The organism is Streptomyces sp. NPDC045021 (assembly GCF_056432645.1).
The window spans coordinates 1-20,796 of sequence record NZ_JBWKIQ010000024.1 but is presented as its reverse complement, the minus strand read 5'-3'; the positions used below and the strand labels follow the sequence as shown (position 1 = coordinate 20,796).

17 protein-coding genes are annotated in these 20,796 nt (G+C 72.4%); 8 read left to right on the top strand and 9 right to left on the bottom strand.

The features are described 5' to 3' along the window. Window positions 1-51: 51 nt before the first annotated feature. The 3 genes from AC07DC_RS40095 to AC07DC_RS40085 form a co-directional block, all read right to left on the bottom strand. Entirely contained in the window at window positions 52-1,239 is a 1,188-nt protein-coding gene (locus AC07DC_RS40095) for a lipid-transfer protein (protein ID WP_478919829.1), read from the bottom strand. After that, a complete protein-coding gene (locus AC07DC_RS40090) occupies window positions 1,236-1,700 on the bottom strand; it encodes a Zn-ribbon domain-containing OB-fold protein (RefSeq protein WP_478919858.1) in 465 nt (154 codons plus the stop codon). Before AC07DC_RS40090 ends, AC07DC_RS40095 begins: the two co-directional genes overlap by 4 nt. Before the next feature lie 141 nt (window positions 1,701-1,841). After that, a complete protein-coding gene (locus AC07DC_RS40085) occupies window positions 1,842-2,195 on the bottom strand; it encodes an Mpo1-like protein (protein ID WP_478919828.1) in 354 nt (117 codons plus the stop codon). Between the two features lie 129 nt (window positions 2,196-2,324). On the opposite strand from AC07DC_RS40085, the gene AC07DC_RS40080 reads away from it, so the two are divergent. The 4 genes from AC07DC_RS40080 (at window position 2,325) to AC07DC_RS40065 (ending at window position 6,765) form a co-directional block, all read left to right on the top strand. Next, window positions 2,325-3,188, top strand: coding sequence for an NUDIX hydrolase (locus AC07DC_RS40080; RefSeq protein ID WP_478919826.1), 864 nt, complete (start codon window positions 2,325-2,327; stop codon window positions 3,186-3,188). Further along, complete coding sequence (locus AC07DC_RS40075) at window positions 3,185-4,216, top strand: molecular chaperone DnaJ (protein ID WP_478919825.1); 1,032 nt, start codon at window positions 3,185-3,187, stop codon at window positions 4,214-4,216. The genes AC07DC_RS40080 and AC07DC_RS40075 overlap by 4 nt, the downstream gene beginning before the upstream one ends. A 52-nt stretch (window positions 4,217-4,268) precedes the next feature. Beyond that, window positions 4,269-5,267, top strand: coding sequence for a hypothetical protein (locus AC07DC_RS40070; protein WP_478919824.1), 999 nt, complete (start codon window positions 4,269-4,271; stop codon window positions 5,265-5,267). Window positions 5,268-5,457: 190 nt separating this feature from the next. After that, window positions 5,458-6,765 carry an adenylosuccinate synthetase gene (locus AC07DC_RS40065; protein ID WP_478919822.1) on the top strand — a complete coding sequence of 436 codons (1,308 nt, stop codon included), beginning with the start codon at window positions 5,458-5,460 and terminating at the stop codon, window positions 6,763-6,765. On the opposite strand, the gene AC07DC_RS40060 is transcribed toward AC07DC_RS40065, so the two are convergent. After that, the gene (locus AC07DC_RS40060; protein ID WP_478919821.1) at window positions 6,675-7,442 is read right to left on the bottom strand and encodes a M15 family metallopeptidase; all 768 of its coding nucleotides are present in this window, start codon (window positions 7,440-7,442) and stop codon (window positions 6,675-6,677) included. The genes AC07DC_RS40065 and AC07DC_RS40060 overlap by 91 nt on opposite strands. Before the next feature lie 35 nt (window positions 7,443-7,477). On the opposite strand from AC07DC_RS40060, the gene AC07DC_RS40055 reads away from it, so the two are divergent. After that, a complete protein-coding gene (locus AC07DC_RS40055; RefSeq protein ID WP_478919819.1) occupies window positions 7,478-8,056 on the top strand; it encodes an NUDIX domain-containing protein in 579 nt (192 codons plus the stop codon). 20 nt (window positions 8,057-8,076) lie between these two features. On the opposite strand, the gene AC07DC_RS40050 is transcribed toward AC07DC_RS40055, so the two are convergent. Beyond that, the gene (locus tag AC07DC_RS40050) at window positions 8,077-10,434 is read right to left on the bottom strand and encodes a glycoside hydrolase family 31 protein (protein ID WP_478919817.1); all 2,358 of its coding nucleotides are present in this window, start codon (window positions 10,432-10,434) and stop codon (window positions 8,077-8,079) included. Between the two features lie 238 nt (window positions 10,435-10,672). Between AC07DC_RS40050 and AC07DC_RS40045 the strand changes: the two genes are divergently transcribed. Next, entirely contained in the window at window positions 10,673-12,685 is a 2,013-nt protein-coding gene (locus AC07DC_RS40045; protein ID WP_478919815.1) for an acetoacetate--CoA ligase, read from the top strand. 46 nt (window positions 12,686-12,731) lie between these two features. Here AC07DC_RS40045 and AC07DC_RS40040 read toward each other — a convergent pair whose 3' ends face one another. Together AC07DC_RS40040 and AC07DC_RS40035 are read right to left on the bottom strand one after the other, a co-directional pair. After that, the gene (locus tag AC07DC_RS40040; protein ID WP_478919813.1) at window positions 12,732-14,294 is read right to left on the bottom strand and encodes a cellulose binding domain-containing protein; all 1,563 of its coding nucleotides are present in this window, start codon (window positions 14,292-14,294) and stop codon (window positions 12,732-12,734) included. Between the two features lie 98 nt (window positions 14,295-14,392). After that, window positions 14,393-15,721, bottom strand: coding sequence for an aminotransferase class I/II-fold pyridoxal phosphate-dependent enzyme (locus AC07DC_RS40035; protein ID WP_478919812.1), 1,329 nt, complete (start codon window positions 15,719-15,721; stop codon window positions 14,393-14,395). Between the two features lie 52 nt (window positions 15,722-15,773). Here AC07DC_RS40035 and AC07DC_RS40030 point away from each other — a divergent pair, with 52 nt between their 5' ends. Both AC07DC_RS40030 and AC07DC_RS40025 read left to right on the top strand, forming a co-directional pair. Next, entirely contained in the window at window positions 15,774-17,090 is a 1,317-nt protein-coding gene (locus AC07DC_RS40030) for an MFS transporter (RefSeq protein WP_478919857.1), read from the top strand. A 138-nt stretch (window positions 17,091-17,228) separates the two neighbouring features. Then, complete coding sequence (locus tag AC07DC_RS40025; protein WP_478919811.1) at window positions 17,229-18,089, top strand: hypothetical protein; 861 nt, start codon at window positions 17,229-17,231, stop codon at window positions 18,087-18,089. 90 nt (window positions 18,090-18,179) lie between these two features. Here the strand turns inward: AC07DC_RS40025 and ptsP are convergent, their stop codons facing one another. Beyond that, the gene (ptsP, locus tag AC07DC_RS40020; RefSeq protein ID WP_478919809.1) at window positions 18,180-19,850 is read right to left on the bottom strand and encodes a phosphoenolpyruvate--protein phosphotransferase; all 1,671 of its coding nucleotides are present in this window, start codon (window positions 19,848-19,850) and stop codon (window positions 18,180-18,182) included. A gap of 99 nt (window positions 19,851-19,949) precedes the next feature. After that, complete coding sequence (locus AC07DC_RS40015; RefSeq protein WP_478919807.1) at window positions 19,950-20,399, bottom strand: PTS sugar transporter subunit IIA; 450 nt, start codon at window positions 20,397-20,399, stop codon at window positions 19,950-19,952. Window positions 20,400-20,796 lie beyond the last annotated feature (397 nt).

Here is a 20,796-nt window from a genome sequence, read left to right as displayed (position 1 = left end):
ACCACCGGAAGTGTTCACCTGGTGTGATGGAGCGTCAAGGCCGCGAACGGTTCACCGCACGGCCACCACCGAGGAGCCGTGGCCGAACAGTCCCTGGTTGGCGGTGATCCCCACCCGGGCGCCCGGGACCTGCCGTTCACCGGCCGCACCGCGCAACTGCCAGGTCAGCTCGCAGACCTGGGCGATGGCCTGGGCCGGTACCGCCTCGCCGAACGAGGCAAGCCCGCCGCTGGTGTTGACCGGGATCCGGCCGCCGAGAGCGGTCGCGCCGTCCCGCAGCAACTTGGCGCCCTCGCCGGGCGCGCACAGCGCCAGGTCCTCGTACCACTGGAGTTCCAGGGCGGTGGACAGGTCGTAGACCTCGGCCAGATCCAGTTCCGCCGGCCCGATCCCCGCCTCCTCGTACGCGGCCGCCGCGATGGACGCCCGCAGCCCCAGCGCGGGCGGCTGCACGGCGGCCGCCGAGTCGGTGGCGAAGTCCGGCAGGTCCAGAACGGTCTTGGGGTAGGACGGGGTGACGGTGGAGACCGCGCGGATCCGCACCGGGTCCGTGGTGTGCCGCCGGGCGAACTCCATGCTGGACAGGACCACCGCGGCGGCCCCGTCGGAGGTCGCGCAGATGTCGAGCAGCCGCAGCGGATCGGCGACGACCGCGGAGGCGGCGACCTCGCCGGCCGAGACCGCCTTGCGGTAGCGGGCGTTGGGGTTGGCGGCGCCGGCCGCCGAGTTCTTCACCTTGACCTGCGCGAAGTCCTCCAGGGTGTCGCCGTGCAGGGCCATGCGGCGGCGCGCGTAGAGGCCGAAGTACGTGGGGTTGGTGGCACCCAGGACGCGGAAGCGCAGCCAGTCCGGGTCGTCGGGGCGGTTGCCGCCGGCGGGGGCGAAGAAGCCCTTGGGCGCGGCGTCCGCGCCGATCACCAGGGCGACGTCCGCCATCCCGGCCAGGATCTGGGCCCGCGCGGCGTTGATCGCCTGCGCGCCCGACGCGCAGGCGGCGTACACGCTGGTGACGCGGGCGCCCTGCCAGCCCAGCGCCTGGGCGAAGGTCGCACCGGCGACGTAGCCGGGATAGCCGCCGCGCACGGTGTCCGCGCCGACCACGAGCTGGATGTCGGTCCAGGCCAGCCCCGCGTCGGCGAGCGCGGCGCGGGCGGCGGCGACTCCGTATTCGGTGAAGGACCGGCCCCACTTGCCCCAGGGGTGCATGCCCGCGCCCAGCACTGCCACGTCCCGCGTCATCGGTCGCCTCCCAGCGGCTGCCAGTGCCAGGTGGTCCAGGTGGTCTCGGCGTCCTCGTTGAGCACGCCGGGGACGAGTTCGACCTCCATGCCGACGGCGAGGTCCGCCAGGGCGGTGCCCGGGGCGGCCTGGCCCAGCACCACCATGCGTTCCGCGGCGAGTTCGACGGCGACCAGGACATATGGCTCCCACTCCTGGTCGGGGTCGGAGACGTAGGGCGCGGGCGGCCGGTAGCGCCCGTCGGTGTACGACCAGACACGGCCGCGACGGGACAGCGGGGTCTCCTCCAACGCGGTGCCGGAGCAGGCCGGATTGCGGCAGAAGGTGTCCTCCCGGGGGAAGAACACCGAACCGCACTCCCGGCAGCGGGTGCCGAGCAGCCGGAAGTCTCCGCCGGTGCCTTCAGCGGCCGGTCCGTCTTCCGCGTGCGGTCCGGGCTCCGTGAACCAGCCGGCCACCACAGGTTTGCGCGCTCGCGCCACGTGCCGCCTCCCCTTTGAATCTGACGGTTCGTCAGAAGTGTGCCACGGCAGGGCGGGAGAGGGAACGGCGGGGCCGGGACCGGGCTCCGGGCCCGGCCCCGATCGGCTCGGGCGGTCGGATCAGTCCTGCGGATGCTCCGCGAACCACTTGATCGCGATGTCGCCCAGCTCCGCGTCCCGGCCGGCCAGCATCGTCGCGATCATCTTCGCGTCGCCCCGCAGCGACCAGCCGGGGTGGCCGAACGAGGCCGGGTTGTTCTTCTCGATCAGGAAGTGCGCCGGCCAGGCCGTCCCGTAGCCGATCAGCGGCAGCGCCGCCAGGTACCGCTTGCGCCCCCGGGCCAGCCCGTACGCGCTGATCGCGAGCCCGGTCAGCGTCCCGGTCAGGTGCACCCAGCGGGTGGCGGACCGGGAGTGCATCGCCACGTAGTAGGGCCAGAAATCCTCGAACGATTCGAATGTCCGCTGTGTCATGCCCGCACGCTAACCCCGGCGCCCGCCCGGCCGACAGGCCCCAATCCCTGGACGCAGTCAGAGGGCGGTGGTAAGTTCTTCTCGAACAGAGAATTACTCAGTCTGAGAAGAACTAGCCGAGGGGCAGTCATGGCACCGCAGCAGGAGGAGGACCGCTTCCTCGCCGCCTACGACCCGCGCGCCTTCGATCCGATCGCCGTGACCGTCGACGTGGTCGCCCTGACGCTGCGCGAAGGTGCCCTCCATGTGCTGCTGGTCCGCCGGGGCGCGCCGCCCTTCGAGGGCGCCTGGGCGCTGCCCGGCGGATTCGTCCGGGCCGGACGGGAATCGCTCGACCAGGCGGCGGCGAGGGAGCTCGCCGAGGAGACCGGTCTCGACGCCGCCGGCGGCCTCGGCCGGGTGCACCTCGAACAGCTCGGTTCCTACGGCCGCCCCGACCGCGACCCGCGGATGCACGTGGTCTCCGTCGCCCATCTCGCCTTCGCCCCGGACCTCCCGGACGCGAAGGCCGGCAGCGATGCCGCGGCCGCCGCGTGGATCTCCGTCGCAGAACTTGAGCCCGGATGGCAACCGGACGCGTCGGACCCGCGTCCCAACGAACAGGGCCGGCGGTCCGGGGCCCACGGGGGTGGTCCCGGCCGCCGGCCCGTAGGCCCTGAGCTGGCCTTCGATCACGCCGGAATCCTGGCCGACGGCCTCGACCGCGCCCGCTCCAAGATCGAGTACACACCGCTGGCCACCGCGTTCCTGGGCGAGGTGTTCACCATCTCCGAACTGCGCGCCGTCTACGAAGCCGTCTGGGGCGCGACCCTGCACGCGGGCAATTTCCACCGCAAAGTGCTCTCGGTCCCCGGCTTCGTCGAGTCCACCGGAGGCACCGCCACCCACGGCAGCGTCCGCGGCGGCCCCCGCGCCCGGCTCTACCGCGCCGGCGACGCCCGCCTCCTGCACCCCGCCCTGCTGCGCCCGGACCGTGAGGAGACCGTGCGATGACCGTCACCGGCGGCGCCGTCCCCACTTTCGACCAGGCCCTCGACACGCTGCGCCACGGCTTCCCCGAGGACCGGGCCGCCGCCACCCGGCTGCACCGACGGCTCGCCCGGCTGCTCCACCCCGACACCGCGCCGAGCGGCCGCCGGGCGGAAGCCGAGGCCGCCTTCCTGGCCCTGGGCGAACGGTGGCGGGAGTACCTCGCCGCCCGGAGCCCCGCACCCCACACCGTCACCACCCGCCGGCACACGTACGTGCTCGGGGACGCCCAGGCCACCGGCGACCTCGCCGTACTGCGCCGCGCCTCGTACCGGCGCGCCGACGGGACCCGACACGACGCGCTGCTGAAGATCCCGCTGCGGCCGTACGACAACGATCTGATCGAGCACGAGGCCGATGTGCTGGCCCGCCTCGACACCGAGGCGGAACCGCGCCACCGCGCCTACGCCCCGCGGCTGATCGAGACGTTCCGGCACCGGGACACCGGCGGCACCGAGCGCCGGGTCAACGCGCTCGAACCGCTGGACGGCTTCCACAGCCTCGCCGAGGTCGCCGCCGCGTACCCCGGCGGCCTGGACCCGCTGGACGCCGTCTGGATGTGGCGCAGGCTGCTGGTCGCCCTCGGCTGGGCGCACCGGGCCCGGCTGGTGCACTGCGCCGTCTTCCCCGAACACGTCCTCATCCACCCAGGACTGCACGGGCTGGTGCTCGTCGACTGGTGCTACGCGACCGCGACCGGCACCACGGCGCCGGTCCTCATCGAGCGGCACCGCGACCGGTACCCGCCGGAGATCCCCGGCCGGCGGCCCGTCACCGAAGCCACCGACCTCCACCTCGCGGCGCGCTGCATGGAACACCTGATGGGGCAGCGCACCCCCAAGCCGCTCGCCGCCTTCATCCGCGGCTGCACGCTCCCGAGCGAGGCGGGCCGGCCGCACGACGCGTGGCGGCTGCTCGCCGAGCTGGACGAGCTCCTGGACCGGCTCTACGGGCCGCGCACCTTCCGCCCGTTCACGATGCCGGCCGCCTGACCACCACTCACACCGACAAGCACACCCGAACACATCATCAAGGGGGAACACCATGGGCAGCGGAAGCTGGTCAACCAACGTCTACGACGCCGCCGCGCGCTACCGCGCCGCATCCGGCGCGGGCGCCTTCGCCTACAGCGACCACGTCACCTCGTCCGCCCCGCGCGACTCCTGGACGGCGCACCCGTCCCTCGACCCCAAGGACCTCACCGTCCGTGAGAGCCGCGACTCGGCGGAGCACCCCGCCTCGGTCGCCATCTCGGTGCTCTTCGACGTCACGGGCTCGATGCGGTCCGTCCCGCAGACGCTGCAGACCAAACTGCCCGAGCTCTTCGGGCTGCTGCTCCGCAAGGGGTACGTCGAGGACCCGCAGATCCTCTTCGGCGCGGTGGGCGACGCCACCTGCGACCGGGTACCGCTCCAGCTCGGCCAGTTCGAGTCCGACAACCGGATGGACCACGACCTCGGCAACATCCTGCTGGAGGGCGGCGGTGGCGGGCAGATGACCGAGTCGTACGAGCTCGCCATGTACGCGATGGCCCGGCACACCTCCATCGACTGCCACGAGAAGCGCGGCCGGCGCGGCTACCTGTTCCTCATCGGCGACGAGATGCCGTACGGCAAGGTCAAGGCCCGCGAGGTTCGCGCCGTGATCGGCGACGACCTGAGGGAGGACATCCCGATCACCGCGATCATCGCCGAGCTGCGCCGGAAGTTCGACGTGTACTACATCCTCCCGGCCGGTTCCAGTTACGTCGGCAACACCGAAGTCCTCGGCCTGTGGCGCAAGTTGCTGGGCCAGAACGTCATCGAACTCGACGACCTGGATGCGGTCTGCGAAACCATCGCGCTCACCGTCGGCCTCGGCGAGGAAGCCATCGACCTCGCAGAGGGGCTCGCCGACCTCGACGACGTCGGCTCGGACGCCGGTGCCTCGGTCGGCAAGGCGCTGGCCGCGATCGGCCGGGACCGCGCGTCGGGGCCCTCCGCAGGCGCCCCGCTGATCGACGGGCCGACCACCACCGGAGCCGCGCGCACGACACGTCTGTGAGCTGAGCAGGGACGCGCCGGAGGGGGCACGGCGGGGTGTCCCCGCAGGGCGGCGAACGAACTCGACCCGCACCTTCGAGCGGACACGCGCGTTCGCCGCCCGAGGAGATAACCCGGCAGGCCCCCGCCCTTGCACCCGGGCCGCGCCGGACGACCGCCGCGCCGTTGACCGAACGACCCCCGGAGGGAAAATGCACACCATCGTCGTCGACCTCGGCTACGGGGACGCGGGCAAAGGCGCCGTCGTGGACCGGCTCTGCTCGGCGGAGCCGGTCCGGGCGGTGGTCCGCTTCAACGGCGGCGCGCAGGCCGCGCACAACGTCGTCACACCCGACGGACGCCACCACACCTTCGCCCAGTTCGGCTCCGGCACCCTGCACGGGACGCCCACGTACCTGTCCCGCTTCATGCTCGTCGACCCGCTGGCGCTGGCCGCGGAGGCGGACCACCTCGCGTCGCTCGGCGTCCCGGACCCGCTGTCGCTGCTCACCGTCGACCGGGACGCCGCGCTCACCACCCCGTACCACGCCGCCGCCAACCGGTTGCGCGAGCAGGCCCGCGGCGGGGCTCGGCACGGCTCGTGCGGGATGGGCATCGGCGAGACCGCCGCCTACGCGCTCGCCCACCCCGAGGACGCCCCCCGGGTGGGCGACTGCGTCTCCCGCCCGCGCCTGCTGCGCAAACTCGCGCTGCTGCGCGACCGGTTGTCCGACGAGCTGGGGCGGCTGCCCGCGCCGCCCGTCGAACACTGCGCGGACGCCTTTGCGGCCTTCGCGCGCGCCGTGACGCTGGCCGGCGAGGGGCATCTCGCCCGGCTGCTGGCCGAGGGGCCGGTCGTCTTCGAGGGGGCGCAGGGCGTCCTGCTCGACGAGTGGCACGGCTTCCACCCGTACACCACGTGGTCGACGACCACCTTCGCCAACGCCGAGACGCTGCTCGCCGAGGCGGGCGGCGCGGGCACCGCGCTGCGGCTCGGCGTCGTGCGCACCTACACCACCCGGCACGGTCCCGGCCCGCTCGTCACCGAGGACCCGGAACTCGCCCGGGAGCTGCCGGAACCGCACAACGGCCACGGCCGCTGGCAAGGAGCCTTCCGCACCGGGCACTTCGACGCGGTGGCCCACGCCTACGCCGTCGAGGTCTGCGGGGGAGTGGACGCGCTGGCCGTCACCCACCTCGACGCCCCCGCCCGCTGCCCGGGACTGCGGATCGCCCGCGCCTACGGTATGGACGGCCGGCTCGTCGAACGGCTACCGGCCGGTCCCCCCGGCGATCTGGGGGAGCAGGCCGCGCTGACGGCCCGTCTGGAGGCGGCCAGACCGGCCGTCTGGGAGACCCCCGGCGCCGACCCGGAGGCCTGGTCGGCTGCCGTCGGCGGGGCGCTGTCCGCACCCGTCGCCCTGGAGTCCTACGGGCCGACGTACGCGGACGTCAGGGACCGCCGGGAGACCGGGAAGTCGAAGTACGTGTCGGGGAACCGCTCCGGCGTGTACGTGTAGTGCCACCACTCCTCGGCGAGGTTGACGAACCCCAGTCCTTCGAGGGTGCCCTTGAGCAGCAGCCGGTTCTCCCGCTGCGCACCCTGGATCCGCGGATCCAGGGTGTGGGAGAGCGTGTCGAAGTAGTCGAACGGGGTCCCCATGTCGACGCTCCCGCCCGACAGCTTCACGATGGTCACATCCATGGTGCTGCCCCGGCTGTGCCCGGACTTCGCCGCGATGTAACCGTCCTCGAACAGCCGCGACTTGTCGACATTCGGATAGAACTCGCTCTTCATCCGCTGGTCGTCGAGGTCCTTGGCCCAGGCCACGAAGTGGTCGACGGCGCGCTGCGGCCGGTAGCAGTCGTAGACCTTGAGCGAGTACCCGCGGCGCAGCAGCTTCGACTGCGCCGCGTGCAGCGCCTCGGCGGCCGGCCGGGTCAGCAGGCAGATCGGCTGCCGGTAGCCGTCGATGGGCACGCCGACGAAGTTGTGCGCGGTGGCGTAGCGCATCTCCTGCAGGATCGTCGGATCGACGTCCCGCAGCGCCACGAACGCCCTGGGGGCCTTGGGCTCGCTCCCTCTCCCGTCCCCGGACCGCGCCTGCGCCGGCGCGGCGGCGGTACCTGCGGTGACGGCGATCAGAGTGGCTATGGAGACGGCGAGGGTGCGGATCACGCTCGTGAGTCGTGGCATGGGTCCTCCATAAGGTGGTTGGTGATGGGGCAGGGATGATCGGATACAGTCCCGGCGTGCCTCGTCGCGAGAAGGACTCCCACTGCACGTACTGCGGAACGGCGTTCGGCCCCGCCGCCGGCTGGCCGCGGACGTGCGCCGCCTGCGGCGCCATCGGCTACCGCAACCCGCTGCCGGTCGCGATCGCGCTGCTCCCCGTCCGCACGGACTCGGGCACCGGGCTGGCCGTCATCCGCCGCACCATCGAGCCCGGACGCGGACTCCTCGCTCTCCCCGGCGGATTCATCGACCACGGTGAGACCTGGGAGCAGGCCGTGGTCCGGGAGCTCGTCGAGGAGACCGGGATCGTGGCCGCGGCCGATCCCGTGCTCGCCGACACTCTCACCGACGCGGAGGGCGGATTCCTGCTCGTTTTCGGGCTGCTGCCGCTCCGGGACGCGGCCGATCTGCCCGCGTCGGTGCCCACCGACGAGACCGAGGGCTGGGAAGTGCTGCACGCGCCGGCCGAGTTGGCGTTCCCGCTGCACACGCTGGCGGTCCGCCGCTGGTTCGACGGCGGGTACGTCGGACGCGCCGGGCACGGTGAACACCCAGCCCGCCCCGGAGCCCGCTGAGACCGTTCTGGCAGCGGCCCTCACTCCGGCAGTCCGCGGACCCGCACCTGGTAGCCCACCTCGTCCTGCCCGTCGCGCTCCACCACCACTCGCCCGTCCGTCAGCCGTGTCGTGAAGCGCTCCACCAGCGGTGCGGCCCAGCCGTCCCCCTCGTCGGTGAAGACGATCCCGCCGCCCGTGCGCCCCGCCACCGGGGCCCAGGCCTCCAGTTCCACGGTGCCGTCGTCGCCGGTCACCGGCACGACGGCGCCGGCCCGCGCCAGCACCGGGGTCCGGCCGAGCGGCGCGTCCAGCAGGATCTGGCCGGGACCCTCGTGCGCCGTCCCGGTCGCGGTGTCGTACCAGCGACCCCGTGGCAGCCGGATCGCGCGGGTGACCGAGCCGCGCTCCATCACCGGGGCCACCAGCAGGGCGTCGCCCAGCAGGAAGGCGTCCCCGCAGCCGCGCAGCTTGCGGTCCTCCGGATCGTTCCACCACAGCGGACGGATGTACGGTGCGCCGGTACGCAGCGCCACATGGGCGAGCGTGTCGAAGTACGGCAGCAGCCGCTGCCGTTCGCGCAGCGCGGCCGCCGCGTGCTTCTCGACCTGCGGCCCGAACTCCCACGGTTCGCGGCGGCCCGCCGCGATCGCCGAATGGGTGCGGAAGAACGGCAGGAAGGCGGCGAGCTGGAACCAGCGCAGATACAGCTCGGGTGACGGCGATCCGGTGAAACCGCCGACGTCGGGGCCGGAGTACGGCACCCCGCACAGCCCCAGGCCGATCACCAGCGAGAGCGACGCCCGCAGCCCGGGCCAGCCGGTGGTCACATCCCCCGACCACGTCCCGCCGTACCGCTGCATCCCCGCCCAGCCGGAGCGGGAGAACAGGAACGGCCGGGCGTCGGGCTCCAGTTCCCGCAGCGCCTCGTACCCGGCGCGAGCCATCGTCAGCCCGTAGACGTTGTGGGCCTCACGGTGATCGCCGCCCCGGTCCTCCAGGGCGTGCCGGGCCGAACGCGGCAGGGTGGGCTCGCCGAACGCGGTGAACGACACCGGCTCGTTCATGTCGTGCCACACCCCGGCGAAGCCCTCCGCGAGCCGCTCCGCGTACAGCGTGCCCCACCACTTGCGGACAGTTGCGTCGGTGAAGTCGGGGAAGACCGCCTCGCCCGGCCACACCACGCCGCGCACCTCCTGGCCGCGGGCGTCCCGGACGAACGCCCCCGCGGCCGTCCCGCTGTCGTACACCGCGTTGCCCGGCTCCGCCTTAACCGCCGGATCGACGATCGACACCAGCCGCACCCCGTCGCGCCGCAGGTCGGCGGCGAGTCCGGGCAGATCGGGGAACCGCTCCCGGTCCACGGTGAAGACCCGGTGACCGTCGAAGTGATCGATGTCCAGGTGCAGCGCCGACAGCGGCAGCCCGCGCTCCCGGTAGCCGTCCGCGATCCTGCGGACCTCCTGCTCGTTGCCGAAGCCCCACCGCGAGTGCTGGTAACCCAGTGCCCAGCGCGGCGGCAGCGCGGGCCGTCCGGTCAGCGCCGTCCAGCCCGCCAGGATCCGGGCCGGCGAGCCCGTCAGCACCCAGTAGCGCAGCGGCCCGCCGTCGACCCGCAGCTCGCAGCCGCCGGGCCGGTCGTGCCCGGAGCCCGCGCCCTCCTCGCCGTCGCGCAGCGTCACATGGCCGTCCCACGTGTTGTCGTGGAAGACCAGGTGGCAGCCGGCGTCCGCGACCACCATCTGCACCGGCATGGTGATGTACAGCGGGTCGTCGCCAGGACCGAAGGAACCGCCCGGGTCGGTGTTCCACAGCCGGTACGAGCCCTCCCGCAGCCGGGGTCCCGACGACCGGCCGCCCAGGCCGAAGACGCACGCGTCCGCGGCGGTCTCCGAGCGCTGCACCCAGCGGGTGCGGTCACCCGGCTCCCGGCCCACCGGATCCCACCAGCGGGGCGGCAGATCGCGCCGCAGCAGGATGCCGCCCGGAGTACGGAACTCCACCGCGCCGTGGCGCGAGATCAGTACCGTCACGCGCTCCGACACCACCCGCCAGCCGTCCCCGGTGCGGTCGCTCTCCAGCTCGACCCGGGCGTCCACCGGCGGACACTCCCCGGCCACCGCGTACGAGGGTTCCGGTTCCGCTCCGTCCCAGCCGCAGAACACCGCGCCGCCCACCGCGACCCGCACCCGCAGCGTCGAGCGTGTGAAGCGCACCACCCCGCCGCCCGGCAGCGGCTCCACCCCCTGCGCGGGACCGGGCACCCGGGCCCGTTCCGCGCCGCGCCGCGGCAGGTCCCGCGCATCGGTGCGCTGCCGGCGCCACGCGGACCGCAAGGCCCGCAGGCCGTTCGCGGACCCGACCATCCGTACCGACCGCACCAGGTCCCGAGCATCCATGGCGCCCACCCTTCCACTGCTCCCGGCCGCCGTACCGCGCGTTCAGCCAGCGTTCACCTGTAGGTGCACCACATCGCGGCATTCCCCGTTGTGGGGGCCCCGCCCTGGCGCCGGAGACGATCACATGGCATCGTCCTGCCCAGCCCTGCCGTAGGACATTCCGCCCGCGCAGGGTCCAGCCGCACACAGAGCGACGCGTCGCCGTACCCGTCTCGTCGTACCGTCCGGGAGCCGCCCCATGAGCACCACGACCGAGCCCGCCCACGCCCCGGAGCCCTTGTGGACCCCCGGTCCCGAGCGGGTCGCCGGCGCGCGGATCACCCACTTCCAGGCCTGGGCCGCCGAACACCACGGCGCCCCCGCCGGCGATCCGGCGGACGCAGCTGCGAGCTACCGGGCGCTGCACGCCTGGTCGGTGGGGGAGCCGGCGCTGTTCTGGGGGGCCGTGGCGGAGTGGTTCCAGGTGCGTTTCTCCACTCCCTACGAGGAGGTGCTCGCCGACGCGTCCATGCCGGGCGCCCAGTGGTTCACCGGATCGGCCGTCAACTACGCCGAGCACGCGCTGCGTCCGGCCCTGGACCCGGAGCGCGCCGACGAGCCCGCACTGGTCCATCTGGACGAACGGCCGGAAATGGCCGAAACCAGCTGGGCCGAGCTGAGCCGCCAGGTCGCCTCCGTCGCGGGCCGGCTGCGCGCCCTCGGCGTCACCCCGGGCGACCGGGTCAGCGGCTACCTGCCCAACATCCCGCAGGCCGTCGTCGCGCTGCTCGCCACCGCCGCCGTCGGCGGCGTGTGGACCTCCTGCGCCCCGGACTTCGGCGCCCGCAGCGTCCTGGACCGCTTCCAGCAGGTCGAGCCCGTCATCCTGTTCGCCGTCGACGGCTACCGCTACGGCGGCAAGGAGCACGACCGGACGGAGAGTGTCGTCGAGCTGCGGGCCGAGCTGCCCTCGCTGCGCGCCGTCATCCACATCCCGCTGCTGGGGACTGCGGCGCCGGACGGCGCTCTGGAGTGGGACACCGTGGTCTCGGACGACACCGCGCCCGCGTACGAGCAGGTGCCCTTCGACCATCCGCTGTGGGTGCTCTATTCCTCGGGCACCACCGGTCTGCCCAAGGCCATCGTCCAGTCCCAGGGCGGCATCCTGCTGGAGCATCTCAAGCAGACCGGCCTGCACATGGACCTCGGTCCCGGCGACCGCTTCTTCTGGTACACCTCCACCGGCTGGATGATGTGGAACTTCCTGGTGTCCGGCCTGCTGGCCGGCGCCACCGTCGTGCTGTACGACGGCAGCCCCGGCTACCCCGACACCGGCGCGCAGTGGCGGATCGCCGAGCGGACCGGTGCCACCGTCTTCGGTACCTCCGCCGCCTACGTCATGGCCTGCCGCAAGGCCGGCGTCCGGCCCGGCCACGACTTCGACCTCTCCGCGGTCAAGTGCGTCGCCTCGACCGGCTCACCGCTGCCGCCCGACGGCTTCCGCTGGATCCACGAGGAGGTCAAGGAGGACGTCTGGATCGCGTCCGTCAGCGGCGGCACCGATGTGTGCAGCTGCTTCGCCGGTGGCGTTCCCACCCTTCCGGTCCACATCGGGGAACTGCAGGCGGCGGCGCTGGGCACCGACCTGCAGGCGTGGGACGTGTCGGGCCGGCCGGTCATCGACGAGGTCGGGGAACTGATCGTCACCAACCCGATGCCGTCGATGCCGGTCCGGTTCTGGAACGACCCCGGGGACGCCCGCTACCGCGAGAGCTACTTCGAGATGTTCCCCGGCGTGTGGCGGCACGGGGACTGGATCACCATCACCGCCCGCGGCACCGTGATCATCCACGGCCGCTCGGACTCCACCCTCAACCGGCAGGGCGTCCGGATGGGCTCCGCCGACATCTACGAGGCCGTCGAACGCCTCCCGGAGATCCGCGAGTCGCTCGTCATCGGCGTCGAGCAGCCGGACGGCGGCTACTGGATGCCGCTCTTCGTCCACCTCGCGCAGGGCGCCGCGCTCGACGACGCGCTGCGCGGCCGCATCAAGGACGTGATCCGCACCGAGCTCTCCCCGCGCCATGTCCCGGACGAGGTCATCGCCGTCCCCGCGGTGCCCCACACCCTCACCGGCAAGCGCCTGGAGGTCCCCGTCAAGCGCCTGATGCAGGGGGCGGCGCTGGACAGGACGGTCAACCCCGGGTCGGTCGACGACATCGAGGTGCTGCGCTTCTACGAGCGGCTCGCCCAGGAGCGCTGCTCCTCGTGACGATTGCCGTGCTGACGCGGCCGACCGCGTCAGCACGGCGCCGCCCTCACCCGGTGTACTGGGCGAAGATCTTCGAGAACTCGTAGGGCGACTGCGGGACGTTGGTGCACATGTACAACGCCCCGTTGCAGGCGTTGCGGTCGCGGGTCTCCTCCCAGAAGCCGAGCATGCCCAGGTGCTTGCCCTGGGCGAACGACACCAGCTGCCGGGAGTCGGCCTGGTCGAAGATGTGCCCGTCGTCGTTCTGACCGAGCATCGGGGTGACGCCGGTCATGGCCCACAACTGGGCGTCGGTCTTGGCGGGGTACAGGGTCTTGAGCTGCGCCTGGGTGCTCTGCGCCGCCTGGACGGCCGCATCACCGTAGTCCGTCGCGCGGTAGTAGTCCATGGCCATGACGTTGACGACGTCGAGGGCGACGCCCGCGTCGCGCGCGGACTTCACGATGGCGATCCCGTCGGCCGTCAGGCCCTCGGGCAACACCGGCAGGGTGAGCGAGATCCGCAGCCCGGGGTGCGCCTGCTGGAGCCGGGCCAGCGCCTGCGAGCGCCGGCTGATGGAGGCGGGGTCGGCGGTGGCCGCCCCCTCGATGTCGAAGTCGGCGTAGGTCAGACCGTACGCGTTGACGACGGCGTTGTACTCCGCGTACAGCGAGTCGACGGTGGTGCAGGCCTGGGCGAGCTCCGATCCGGAGGCGCCGCCGAAGGAGATCTTCACGTCGCCGCCGCCCGCCCGGATGGCGTCGACCTGGTCCTTGGCCCAACCGGCGCGCGGGTCATAGGCGTTGAACCACATGGCCTTGCAGCTGGAGGCGGTGATGAAGGCCATGGTGAAGCTCTTCAGCCCGCTCGCCGCGGCCATGTCCGGCATGCTCGGCGTCGGCCAGGCACCCATGTCGACATACGGGGCGGTGTGCACGGTGCCGGGAGCGGGGCCGCCGCCCGTGGTCGTGGTGCCGCTGACGGTCGCGCTGTATGCGGAGGTGTTGCCCGCGGTGTCCTTGGCCCGGACCCGGAAGCCGTAGTTGGTGGTGGGCTGCAACCCGGTGGCGGTGTACGACGTTCCGGTCACGGCCACGGGTGCGGCGCCGTCGCGGGAGACCTCGTACCCGGCGACCGAACCGGAGTTGTCGGTGGAGGCCGTCCAGCGCACGGTGAGGGAGGAGCCGGTGGCCGAGCCGACGGTGACGCCGCCGGGCACGGAAGGTGCGGTGGTGTCGCCGCCGCCCGCGTCGCAGGAGCCGCCGTTCAGCCGGCAGTTGGCCGGGATCCCCGATCCGGCGGCGACCCAGCCGAAGACCGCGGACGCGCCGGGGGCCAGGGTGCCGTTGTAGTCCCGGTTGGTGAACGTGTAGTGCGAGGCGCTCGTGGTGAGCAGCGCGTCCCAGTAGCTGCCGACGCTGCTTCCGGACGGCAGGTCGAACTCGACCTTCCAGCTGGTCAGGGTGGAGGTTCCGCCGTTGGTGATCCGGTACTGGGCCTGGTAGCCGGAGCCCCAGTCCGAGGTCTTGCTGAAGGCCGCCGAGACGCCGCCCGCCGCGGCGGCGGGCGGCGTGAGGAACAGGACGAGCGTCCCGAACAGTGCCAGGACGAGCGTGAGGGATCTTCGCATACTGGACTCCCATAGGTCTGTACCAATGCCGCCCAGTACGTGAATACTTGACCATCAGGTGCACGTCAAGGCTCACGTCAAGAGTCACTGATGACCCATCAACCTCCGTAGGTGCTCTCCGACTCACCCAGCACCGCCGCGAAGTCCGCCGCCAGCCGGGCCGCCTCCTCCACCGGCAGGGCGGCCGTGGTGATCCGCACCCCGGGCGCCGACGCGGTACGGAACCGGGCGCCGCCCGCGACCCACCACCCGTACGACCGCAATCCGTTGACCACCGCGGACTCGTCCCTGACCGGCACCCAGACATTCAGCCCGCTGCGGCCGTGCGCGGCGATCCCGCGGTGCGCCAGCTCGCCGATCAGCGCCTCCCGGCGGGCGGTGTACGCGGCCTCGGCCCGCGCCACCAGCGCGGCCGTCGCCGGATCCGTCAGCAACCGCAGCACCGTCTCCTGCAGCACATGGCTCACCCACCCCGAGGTGAGCAGCAGCAGCCCGTCGTGCCGGGCCAGTGACGTCTCGTCGCAGGCGAGTGCGGCCCACCGCAGGTCGCTGCCCAGATGCTTGGACACGGTACGGACCTGCGCCCAGCGGGGGAGGCCGCCGGTGGTGAGGGAGTGCAGGGCGACCCCGGAGATGTCCGCCGTGTAGTCGTCCTCGATGACCAGGACCTCGGGGGCGGCGGCCAGCACCGCCAGCAGATCGGCCCGGCGCCGCTCGGAGAAGCACGCGCCCGACGGGCTCTGGGAGCGCGGCATGCACACCACCGCCCTGGCCCCCCCGCGCAGCGCGGCCCGCAGCGCCTCCGGCCGCATCCCCTCCTCATCCACCGCTACCGGAACGATGCGCAGCCCCAGCGCCGGAGCGAGGTCGAGCAGCCGGTGGAAGCCCGGATCCTCCATCGCCACGGCATCGCCCGGCCGCAGTTCGGCCGAGAGCAGACGGCCGATGCAGTCCAGCGCGCCATGGGCGAACGTCACCTGCCCGGCCGGGACGCCGTCGCGCTCGAACCAGCGGCGGGCCACCGCCTCCAGTTCCGGCAGCCGCGGTGATGTCCGGTGCGACCCGGGCCCCGGTGTCACCCGCTCCGGCGGCACCAGATCGGGCAGGAACGCCGGGTCGGGGTGGCCGCCGGCCAGGCTCCGTACGCCCTCCGGGGTTTTCGGGGGCCGCCGCGAGCCGCTGGTGCCGACGGAGGGAGCGTCGGCGATCACCGTTCCGCCGCGCCCGCGAGTCAGCACGATGCCGCGCTGCCGCAGCTCCTTGTAGGCCGTGGCCACGGTGCCAGGACTCACCCCGAGCTCCTCGGCGAGCCTGCGCACCGGCGGCATGGCGCTGCCGGGCGGCAACGAGCCGTCCGCGACCGCCCGTTCGACGGAGGCGGCAATGCCCTTGGCGGTTGTGCCACTGATCGCATATTGTGTTGCCACATTGAAGAGTATGTATTGATACAAAGACGGAGTCAAGGGGGAACGGGTGCGGATGCGACCGGCGATGGCGACGGGAATGGCGGCGCGGATTCCGGGAGGGCGCGACGGCCGCCGGATGCTCTGGATCAACTTCGTCGACAAGACCGGATCCGGTCTCTGGCTGAGCGTCACGGCGCTGTACTTCCTCGTCGTCGCCGACCTCAGCGCGAGCGAGATCGGCCTGCTCATGGGACTGGCCGGCGCCGTCGGCATCGCCGGCTCACCCGTGGCCGGCCGGCTCGCCGACCGCTTCCCCCTCACCCGGCTGCTGCTCGCCGTGCAACTGCTGCGCGCCGCCTCCGGCCTCCTGATGCTCGTCGCCGACGGCTTCTGGCAGCTCCTGCCCCTGGTGGCCCTCGGCAGCTTCGGCGAACGCTCCGCCTCCGTACTCACCAAGCTCTACGCCGCCCGGGTCGCCGGCCCCGACCGCTCCCGCTACCAGGCGGTCCAACGCACCGTCGTCAACGTCGGCTACACGCTCGGCGGCCTCGGCGCCTCGGTCGGCCTCGCCTTCGGCAACGCCACCGTCTACCGCGGCCTCCTGCTCGCCGACAGCCTCTCCTTCTGCGTCGTCGCCGTACTCGTCGCCCGCTGCACCGAACCCCCGTCCATCACCCGGACGGTCGCCTCGTCCGCCACCAAGCGCCCGGCCGCAACCACCGACGCCCGTCCGGCGGTGCCCTCCAGTCCCTGGCGCGACCGCGGATACCTCGGCTACGCCGCCACCGACGCGCTGCTCTTCCTCGACGGCTCCGTGCTGCGCGTCGGGATGCCGCTGTGGATCATCAGCGCCACCACCGCCCCGCACGGGCTCGCCGCGCTGCTCTTCGTCATCAACACCGTCGTCGTGGTCCTCTTCCAGGTCCGGCTCTCCCGCCACGGACGCACCCCGCGCCTCGCCGCCATGACCCTGCGCCACGTCGCGGCCTGCTACTTCCTCGGCGGAGCCGCCGTGGCCGCCTCGATCGTCGACGCCCGCTGGGCGGCCACCACCGCGATGCTGGTCGCCGCCGTCGCCTTCACCTTCGTGGAGATGTACCAGGCCACGGTCTCCTGGGAGCTGTCCGTGGCCCTCGCCCCGTACGACGCGCAGGGCGCCTACGTCGGGGTCCACGGACTCGCGCAGTCCGCCGAACGCGCCGCGGGACCGCTGATCATGACGACCGCGGTCATCGCGGCAGGGCCGCTCGGCTGGCTCGGCCTCGGCACGGCTCTCGCCGGCGTCGCCTTCCTCCAGAAGCGCATGGTGCTGCGACGCCTCGACTCCACACGGTCGGTGACGAACCAGTCCGGATTGTCAGTGCCCACGATTACGGTGAGTGAGAACTGATCGTCACGCCGAGGGGGAGCCATGGCACACACCAGGAAGAGGAACGGCCGCCGGACGAGCGGCCGTTCGGGAGATCGCTCAGGAGGCCGTTCACCGGAGCGTTCACGGAACCGGTCGCGGAGCGGGGCACCGCGCCGGGTGACCCTGCGGCGCGCCCTGCGCCGTGAAGCGCCGAGCATCGTCGCGCTGCTCGCCGATGAGCGGGACTTCGCCGCGATGCGCCACTACCGCGGCTTCCCCTGCGAGGACCATCCGCAGTACCTGCGGCAGACGGACGGCCTGCTGCGGTCGCTGCTCTCCCAGGGCCTGTTCGTCACCGTGACCCTCTTCGACCCCGACGAGTACGCGGAGTACTGCGCCGACACCGGCCAGGACCCGGACACCCCCGCCGCCCGGGCCCGGTACACCGCCGACATCACCGCGGGCGGCCCCGGTGTCCCGTACAACGGACAGCCGGTGCGCCAACTCATCGCCGAACTGGGCCACGAGGCCGACCGGCAACTGGCGTGGGACCGCGCCACCGAGGTCCTCATCGCCGCGGAAGGCCGCACCGACGGCGAGCGCGACCTCGCCCGGGCCGCCTTCGCAGGAGCTTCCCGGGCCCTGACGGGACTCATCGAAACGACCGGCCCAGGCACCCATCACCTGGTCTGCAGCGTGCCGCTGGACGGCACCCCGCTGCTCGCGGTCCTCACCGCGGAGCGCGCCGCGTCGGGAGGGATCCATTTCGTGGAGGCCGACGCCCTCGTCTTCTGCACGGTCCTCGCCGCGGCCGCCGTCAGCGACAGCCCAGGAGGCATCGTCCTGCGGTCCACCGGCGCCGACGGACGTGACGAGGTGCGGGGCTGGTCCCTGCGCGACGGCTGGCCGCAACCGCTCACCGAGGCCGAAGTCTTCAACGCCTACTGCACCGACGCGGAAACCGGCGAACCGGTGCCCCCGGAAGCCGGCGTCACCTACCGGCCCGGCCTGCCCCTGCGGCCGGCACCGCGTGACTGACCCGGGCCCCCACGAGCGAGGGGCGTCCCACCGGAAACCGGTGGGACGCCCCTCGGACCTGCTCGTCACCTCAACCGCACGCGCCGGCGGTCACTCGCCGGACAGCACCGCCTGCGCCGCACGGCGCGCCTCGTCAGCGGTGTCGGTCGCCCGAGCGGCAACCGCCGCCCGCTCGCACTGCGCCAGCGTGTACTTCGCGAGCGTGGCGCGCACGTAAGGAATGGACGCCGCACCCATGGAAAGGCTCGTCACACCCAGACCCGTGAGCACACACGCCAGCAGCGGGTCCGCAGCCGCCTCGCCGCATACCCCACAGCTCCTGCCCTCGGCCTTGGCCGCGTCGGCCGACGCCGCCACCAGATCGAGCAGCGCGGGCTGCCAGGGGTCCTGCAGCCGCGAGACCGCACCGACCTGCCGGTCGGCCGCGAAGGTGTACTGCGCCAGGTCGTTGGTGCCCAGCGACAGGAACTCGACCTCCTTGAGGATGGACCGCGCCCGCAGCGCCGCCGAGGGAATCTCGACCATCGCACCGAACTTCGCCCGCAGACCGGCCTCGCGGCACGCGTCGGCGAAGGCCTTGGCGTCGATACGGTCGGCCACCATCGGCGCCATGACCTCGAGATGCACCGGCAGGCCCTCAACAGCCTTGGCCAGCGCCCGCAGCTGCGTTTGCAGCACGTCGGGGTGGTCCAGCAGCGAACGCAGACCCCGCACACCCAGCGCCGGGTTCGGCTCGTCCGCCGGGGTCAGGAAGTCCAGCGGCTTGTCGGCGCCCGCGTCGAGCACGCGCACGACGACACGGCCCTCGGGGAACGCCTCGAGAACCTTGCGGTACGCCTCGATCTGCTTCTCCTCCGACGGTGCCTTCGCGGAGTCGTCGAGGAAGAGGAACTCGGTGCGGAACAGGCCCACACCCTCGGCGCCCGCCTCCAGCGCCGCAGGAACGTCGCCGGGACCGCCCACGTTCGCGAGCAGCGGCACCTTGTGACCGTCGGAGGTGGCACCGGGACCGGAGGTCGCCGACAGCGAGGCCTTGCGCGCGGCGGCGGCCTCCTCCAGCTCCGCGCGCTTCTCGGCGCTCGGGTTGACGAAGAGCTCACCGGTGCTGCCGTCCACCGCGATCACGGTGCCCTCGGCGATCTCGCCCGCACCGGGCATCGCCACAACGGCCGGCACACCCAGGGCACGCGCCAGGATCGCGCTGTGGCTGGTCGGCCCGCCCTCCTCGGTGACAAAGCCGAGGACCAGAGTCGGGTCGAGCAGCGCGGTGTCCGCGGGCGCCAGGTCCCGGGCGATCAGTACATACGGCTCGTCGCTGTCCGGTACACCGGGCATCGGAACGCCGAGCAGCCGGGCCACGATGCGGTTGCGCACGTCGTCCAGGTCGGCCACCCGGCCGGCCAGGTACTCGCCCGCGTTGGCCAGCAGCGCACGGTAGGAGGCGAAAGCGTCGTAGACGGCGCGCTCGGCGGAACTGCCCACCGCGATGCGGCGCTCGACATCGGCCATCAGCTCGGGGTCCTGGGCCATCATGGCCTGGGCCTCCAGCACGTGCTGGGCCTCACCGCCGGCCAGGTTTCCACGCGCGATCAGGTCGGCGGCAACGGCCTCGACGGCCTGCCGGGCACGGCCCTGCTCACGTGGAGCCTCCTCCGCCGGGATCTGCTTGGCCGGGGGCTCCAGAACAGCGGTACCCATGTGCCGTACCTCGCCGATCGCCACACCGTGGCTGACACCGACGCCTCGCAGCGTTGTCTCCATCTCACCTGTCTCCGGTCACTGCGACGGTCGATGCCGTCGCCTAGGTTCTTCCGACGTCCTCGTTGACGCCCCCTGGGGTACAGCGGTAAAGCGGGGGAACTACTGCCAGACGAAGAGCGGGGCGCCGGCCTTGACGTCGCCTTCCGCGGCAACATCGCTCAGCGCCTCGGCGGTGGCCTCGAGAGCCACGACGGGGCACACCGGCGACTTGCCCGCGGCCTCGACCGCGGCCGGGTTCCAGCGGATGACCTCTTGTCCCCGCTGCACGGTGTCGCCCTTCGCGACGAGCAGTTCGAATCCGTCCCCATTGAGCTGAACGGTGTCGATGCCCAGGTGCGTCAGTACGCCATGACCTTCGTCGTCCACGACGACGAACGCGTGCGGGTGCAGGGAGACGATGATGCCGTCGACGGGGGAGACCGCGGTCGAGGGCTCGCGCGCGGGGTCAATGGCGGTGCCGGGTCCCACCATCGCGCCGGAGAACACCGGGTCGGGCACAGCCGCGAGCCCGATGGCACGTCCGGCCAGGGGGGACGAAACGATCGTCATGGGGAAGCCTCCTAGATGCGGAGCTCAAAGACGCCGTCACTACCTGTCACCGGACGGCGATGCCGCTTGAGCAGCCTAAGTCATGCGAAGTAAGGATTCCGCCCGAGCGGATCCGATCATCGGGTGATCGATCCCGACCACTAAGTGTGGCATCCCGGACCGGTCCGATCGGAGGGCCGAAGGACCCCACGAGCCGATTTGCACGGCGCGGAGGCGTCCAGTACCTTGGCACAACCGCCTCGACGAGTGCCGCGGAAACGCATGTTTCCAGAGCAGTCTCGAATTGGCTGGGAAATCCGACAGAAAGCTTCTGCTAAAGTCGGGTGCAGCGGGAAAGCCGAAAGGCAGAAACGCTGAAGCAACACAATGCAGGATCTGAGGTACTCCCGCTGACTGG

Excerpts from the sequence above, each read along its gene's own strand:
- AC07DC_RS40065 (WP_478919822.1), top strand. The coding sequence starts at position 5,458 with ATGCACACCATCGTCGTCGACCTCGGCTACGGGGACGCGGGCAAAGGC.
- AC07DC_RS40085 (WP_478919828.1), bottom strand. The coding sequence starts at position 2,195 with ATGACACAGCGGACATTCGAATCGTTCGAGGATTTCTGGCCCTACTAC.
- AC07DC_RS40075 (WP_478919825.1), top strand. The coding sequence starts at position 3,185 with ATGACCGTCACCGGCGGCGCCGTCCCCACTTTCGACCAGGCCCTCGAC.
- AC07DC_RS40080 (WP_478919826.1), top strand. The coding sequence starts at position 2,325 with ATGGCACCGCAGCAGGAGGAGGACCGCTTCCTCGCCGCCTACGACCCG.
- AC07DC_RS40030 (WP_478919857.1), top strand. The coding sequence starts at position 15,774 with ATGCGACCGGCGATGGCGACGGGAATGGCGGCGCGGATTCCGGGAGGG.
- AC07DC_RS40095 (WP_478919829.1), bottom strand. The coding sequence starts at position 1,239 with ATGACGCGGGACGTGGCAGTGCTGGGCGCGGGCATGCACCCCTGGGGC.
- AC07DC_RS40060 (WP_478919821.1), bottom strand. The coding sequence starts at position 7,442 with ATGCCACGACTCACGAGCGTGATCCGCACCCTCGCCGTCTCCATAGCC.
- AC07DC_RS40050 (WP_478919817.1), bottom strand. The coding sequence starts at position 10,434 with ATGGATGCTCGGGACCTGGTGCGGTCGGTACGGATGGTCGGGTCCGCG.
- AC07DC_RS40045 (WP_478919815.1), top strand. The coding sequence starts at position 10,673 with ATGAGCACCACGACCGAGCCCGCCCACGCCCCGGAGCCCTTGTGGACC.
- ptsP (WP_478919809.1), bottom strand. The coding sequence starts at position 19,850 with ATGGAGACAACGCTGCGAGGCGTCGGTGTCAGCCACGGTGTGGCGATC.
- AC07DC_RS40055 (WP_478919819.1), top strand. The coding sequence starts at position 7,478 with ATGATCGGATACAGTCCCGGCGTGCCTCGTCGCGAGAAGGACTCCCAC.
- AC07DC_RS40040 (WP_478919813.1), bottom strand. The coding sequence starts at position 14,294 with ATGCGAAGATCCCTCACGCTCGTCCTGGCACTGTTCGGGACGCTCGTC.
- AC07DC_RS40015 (WP_478919807.1), bottom strand. The coding sequence starts at position 20,399 with ATGACGATCGTTTCGTCCCCCCTGGCCGGACGTGCCATCGGGCTCGCG.
- AC07DC_RS40070 (WP_478919824.1), top strand. The coding sequence starts at position 4,269 with ATGGGCAGCGGAAGCTGGTCAACCAACGTCTACGACGCCGCCGCGCGC.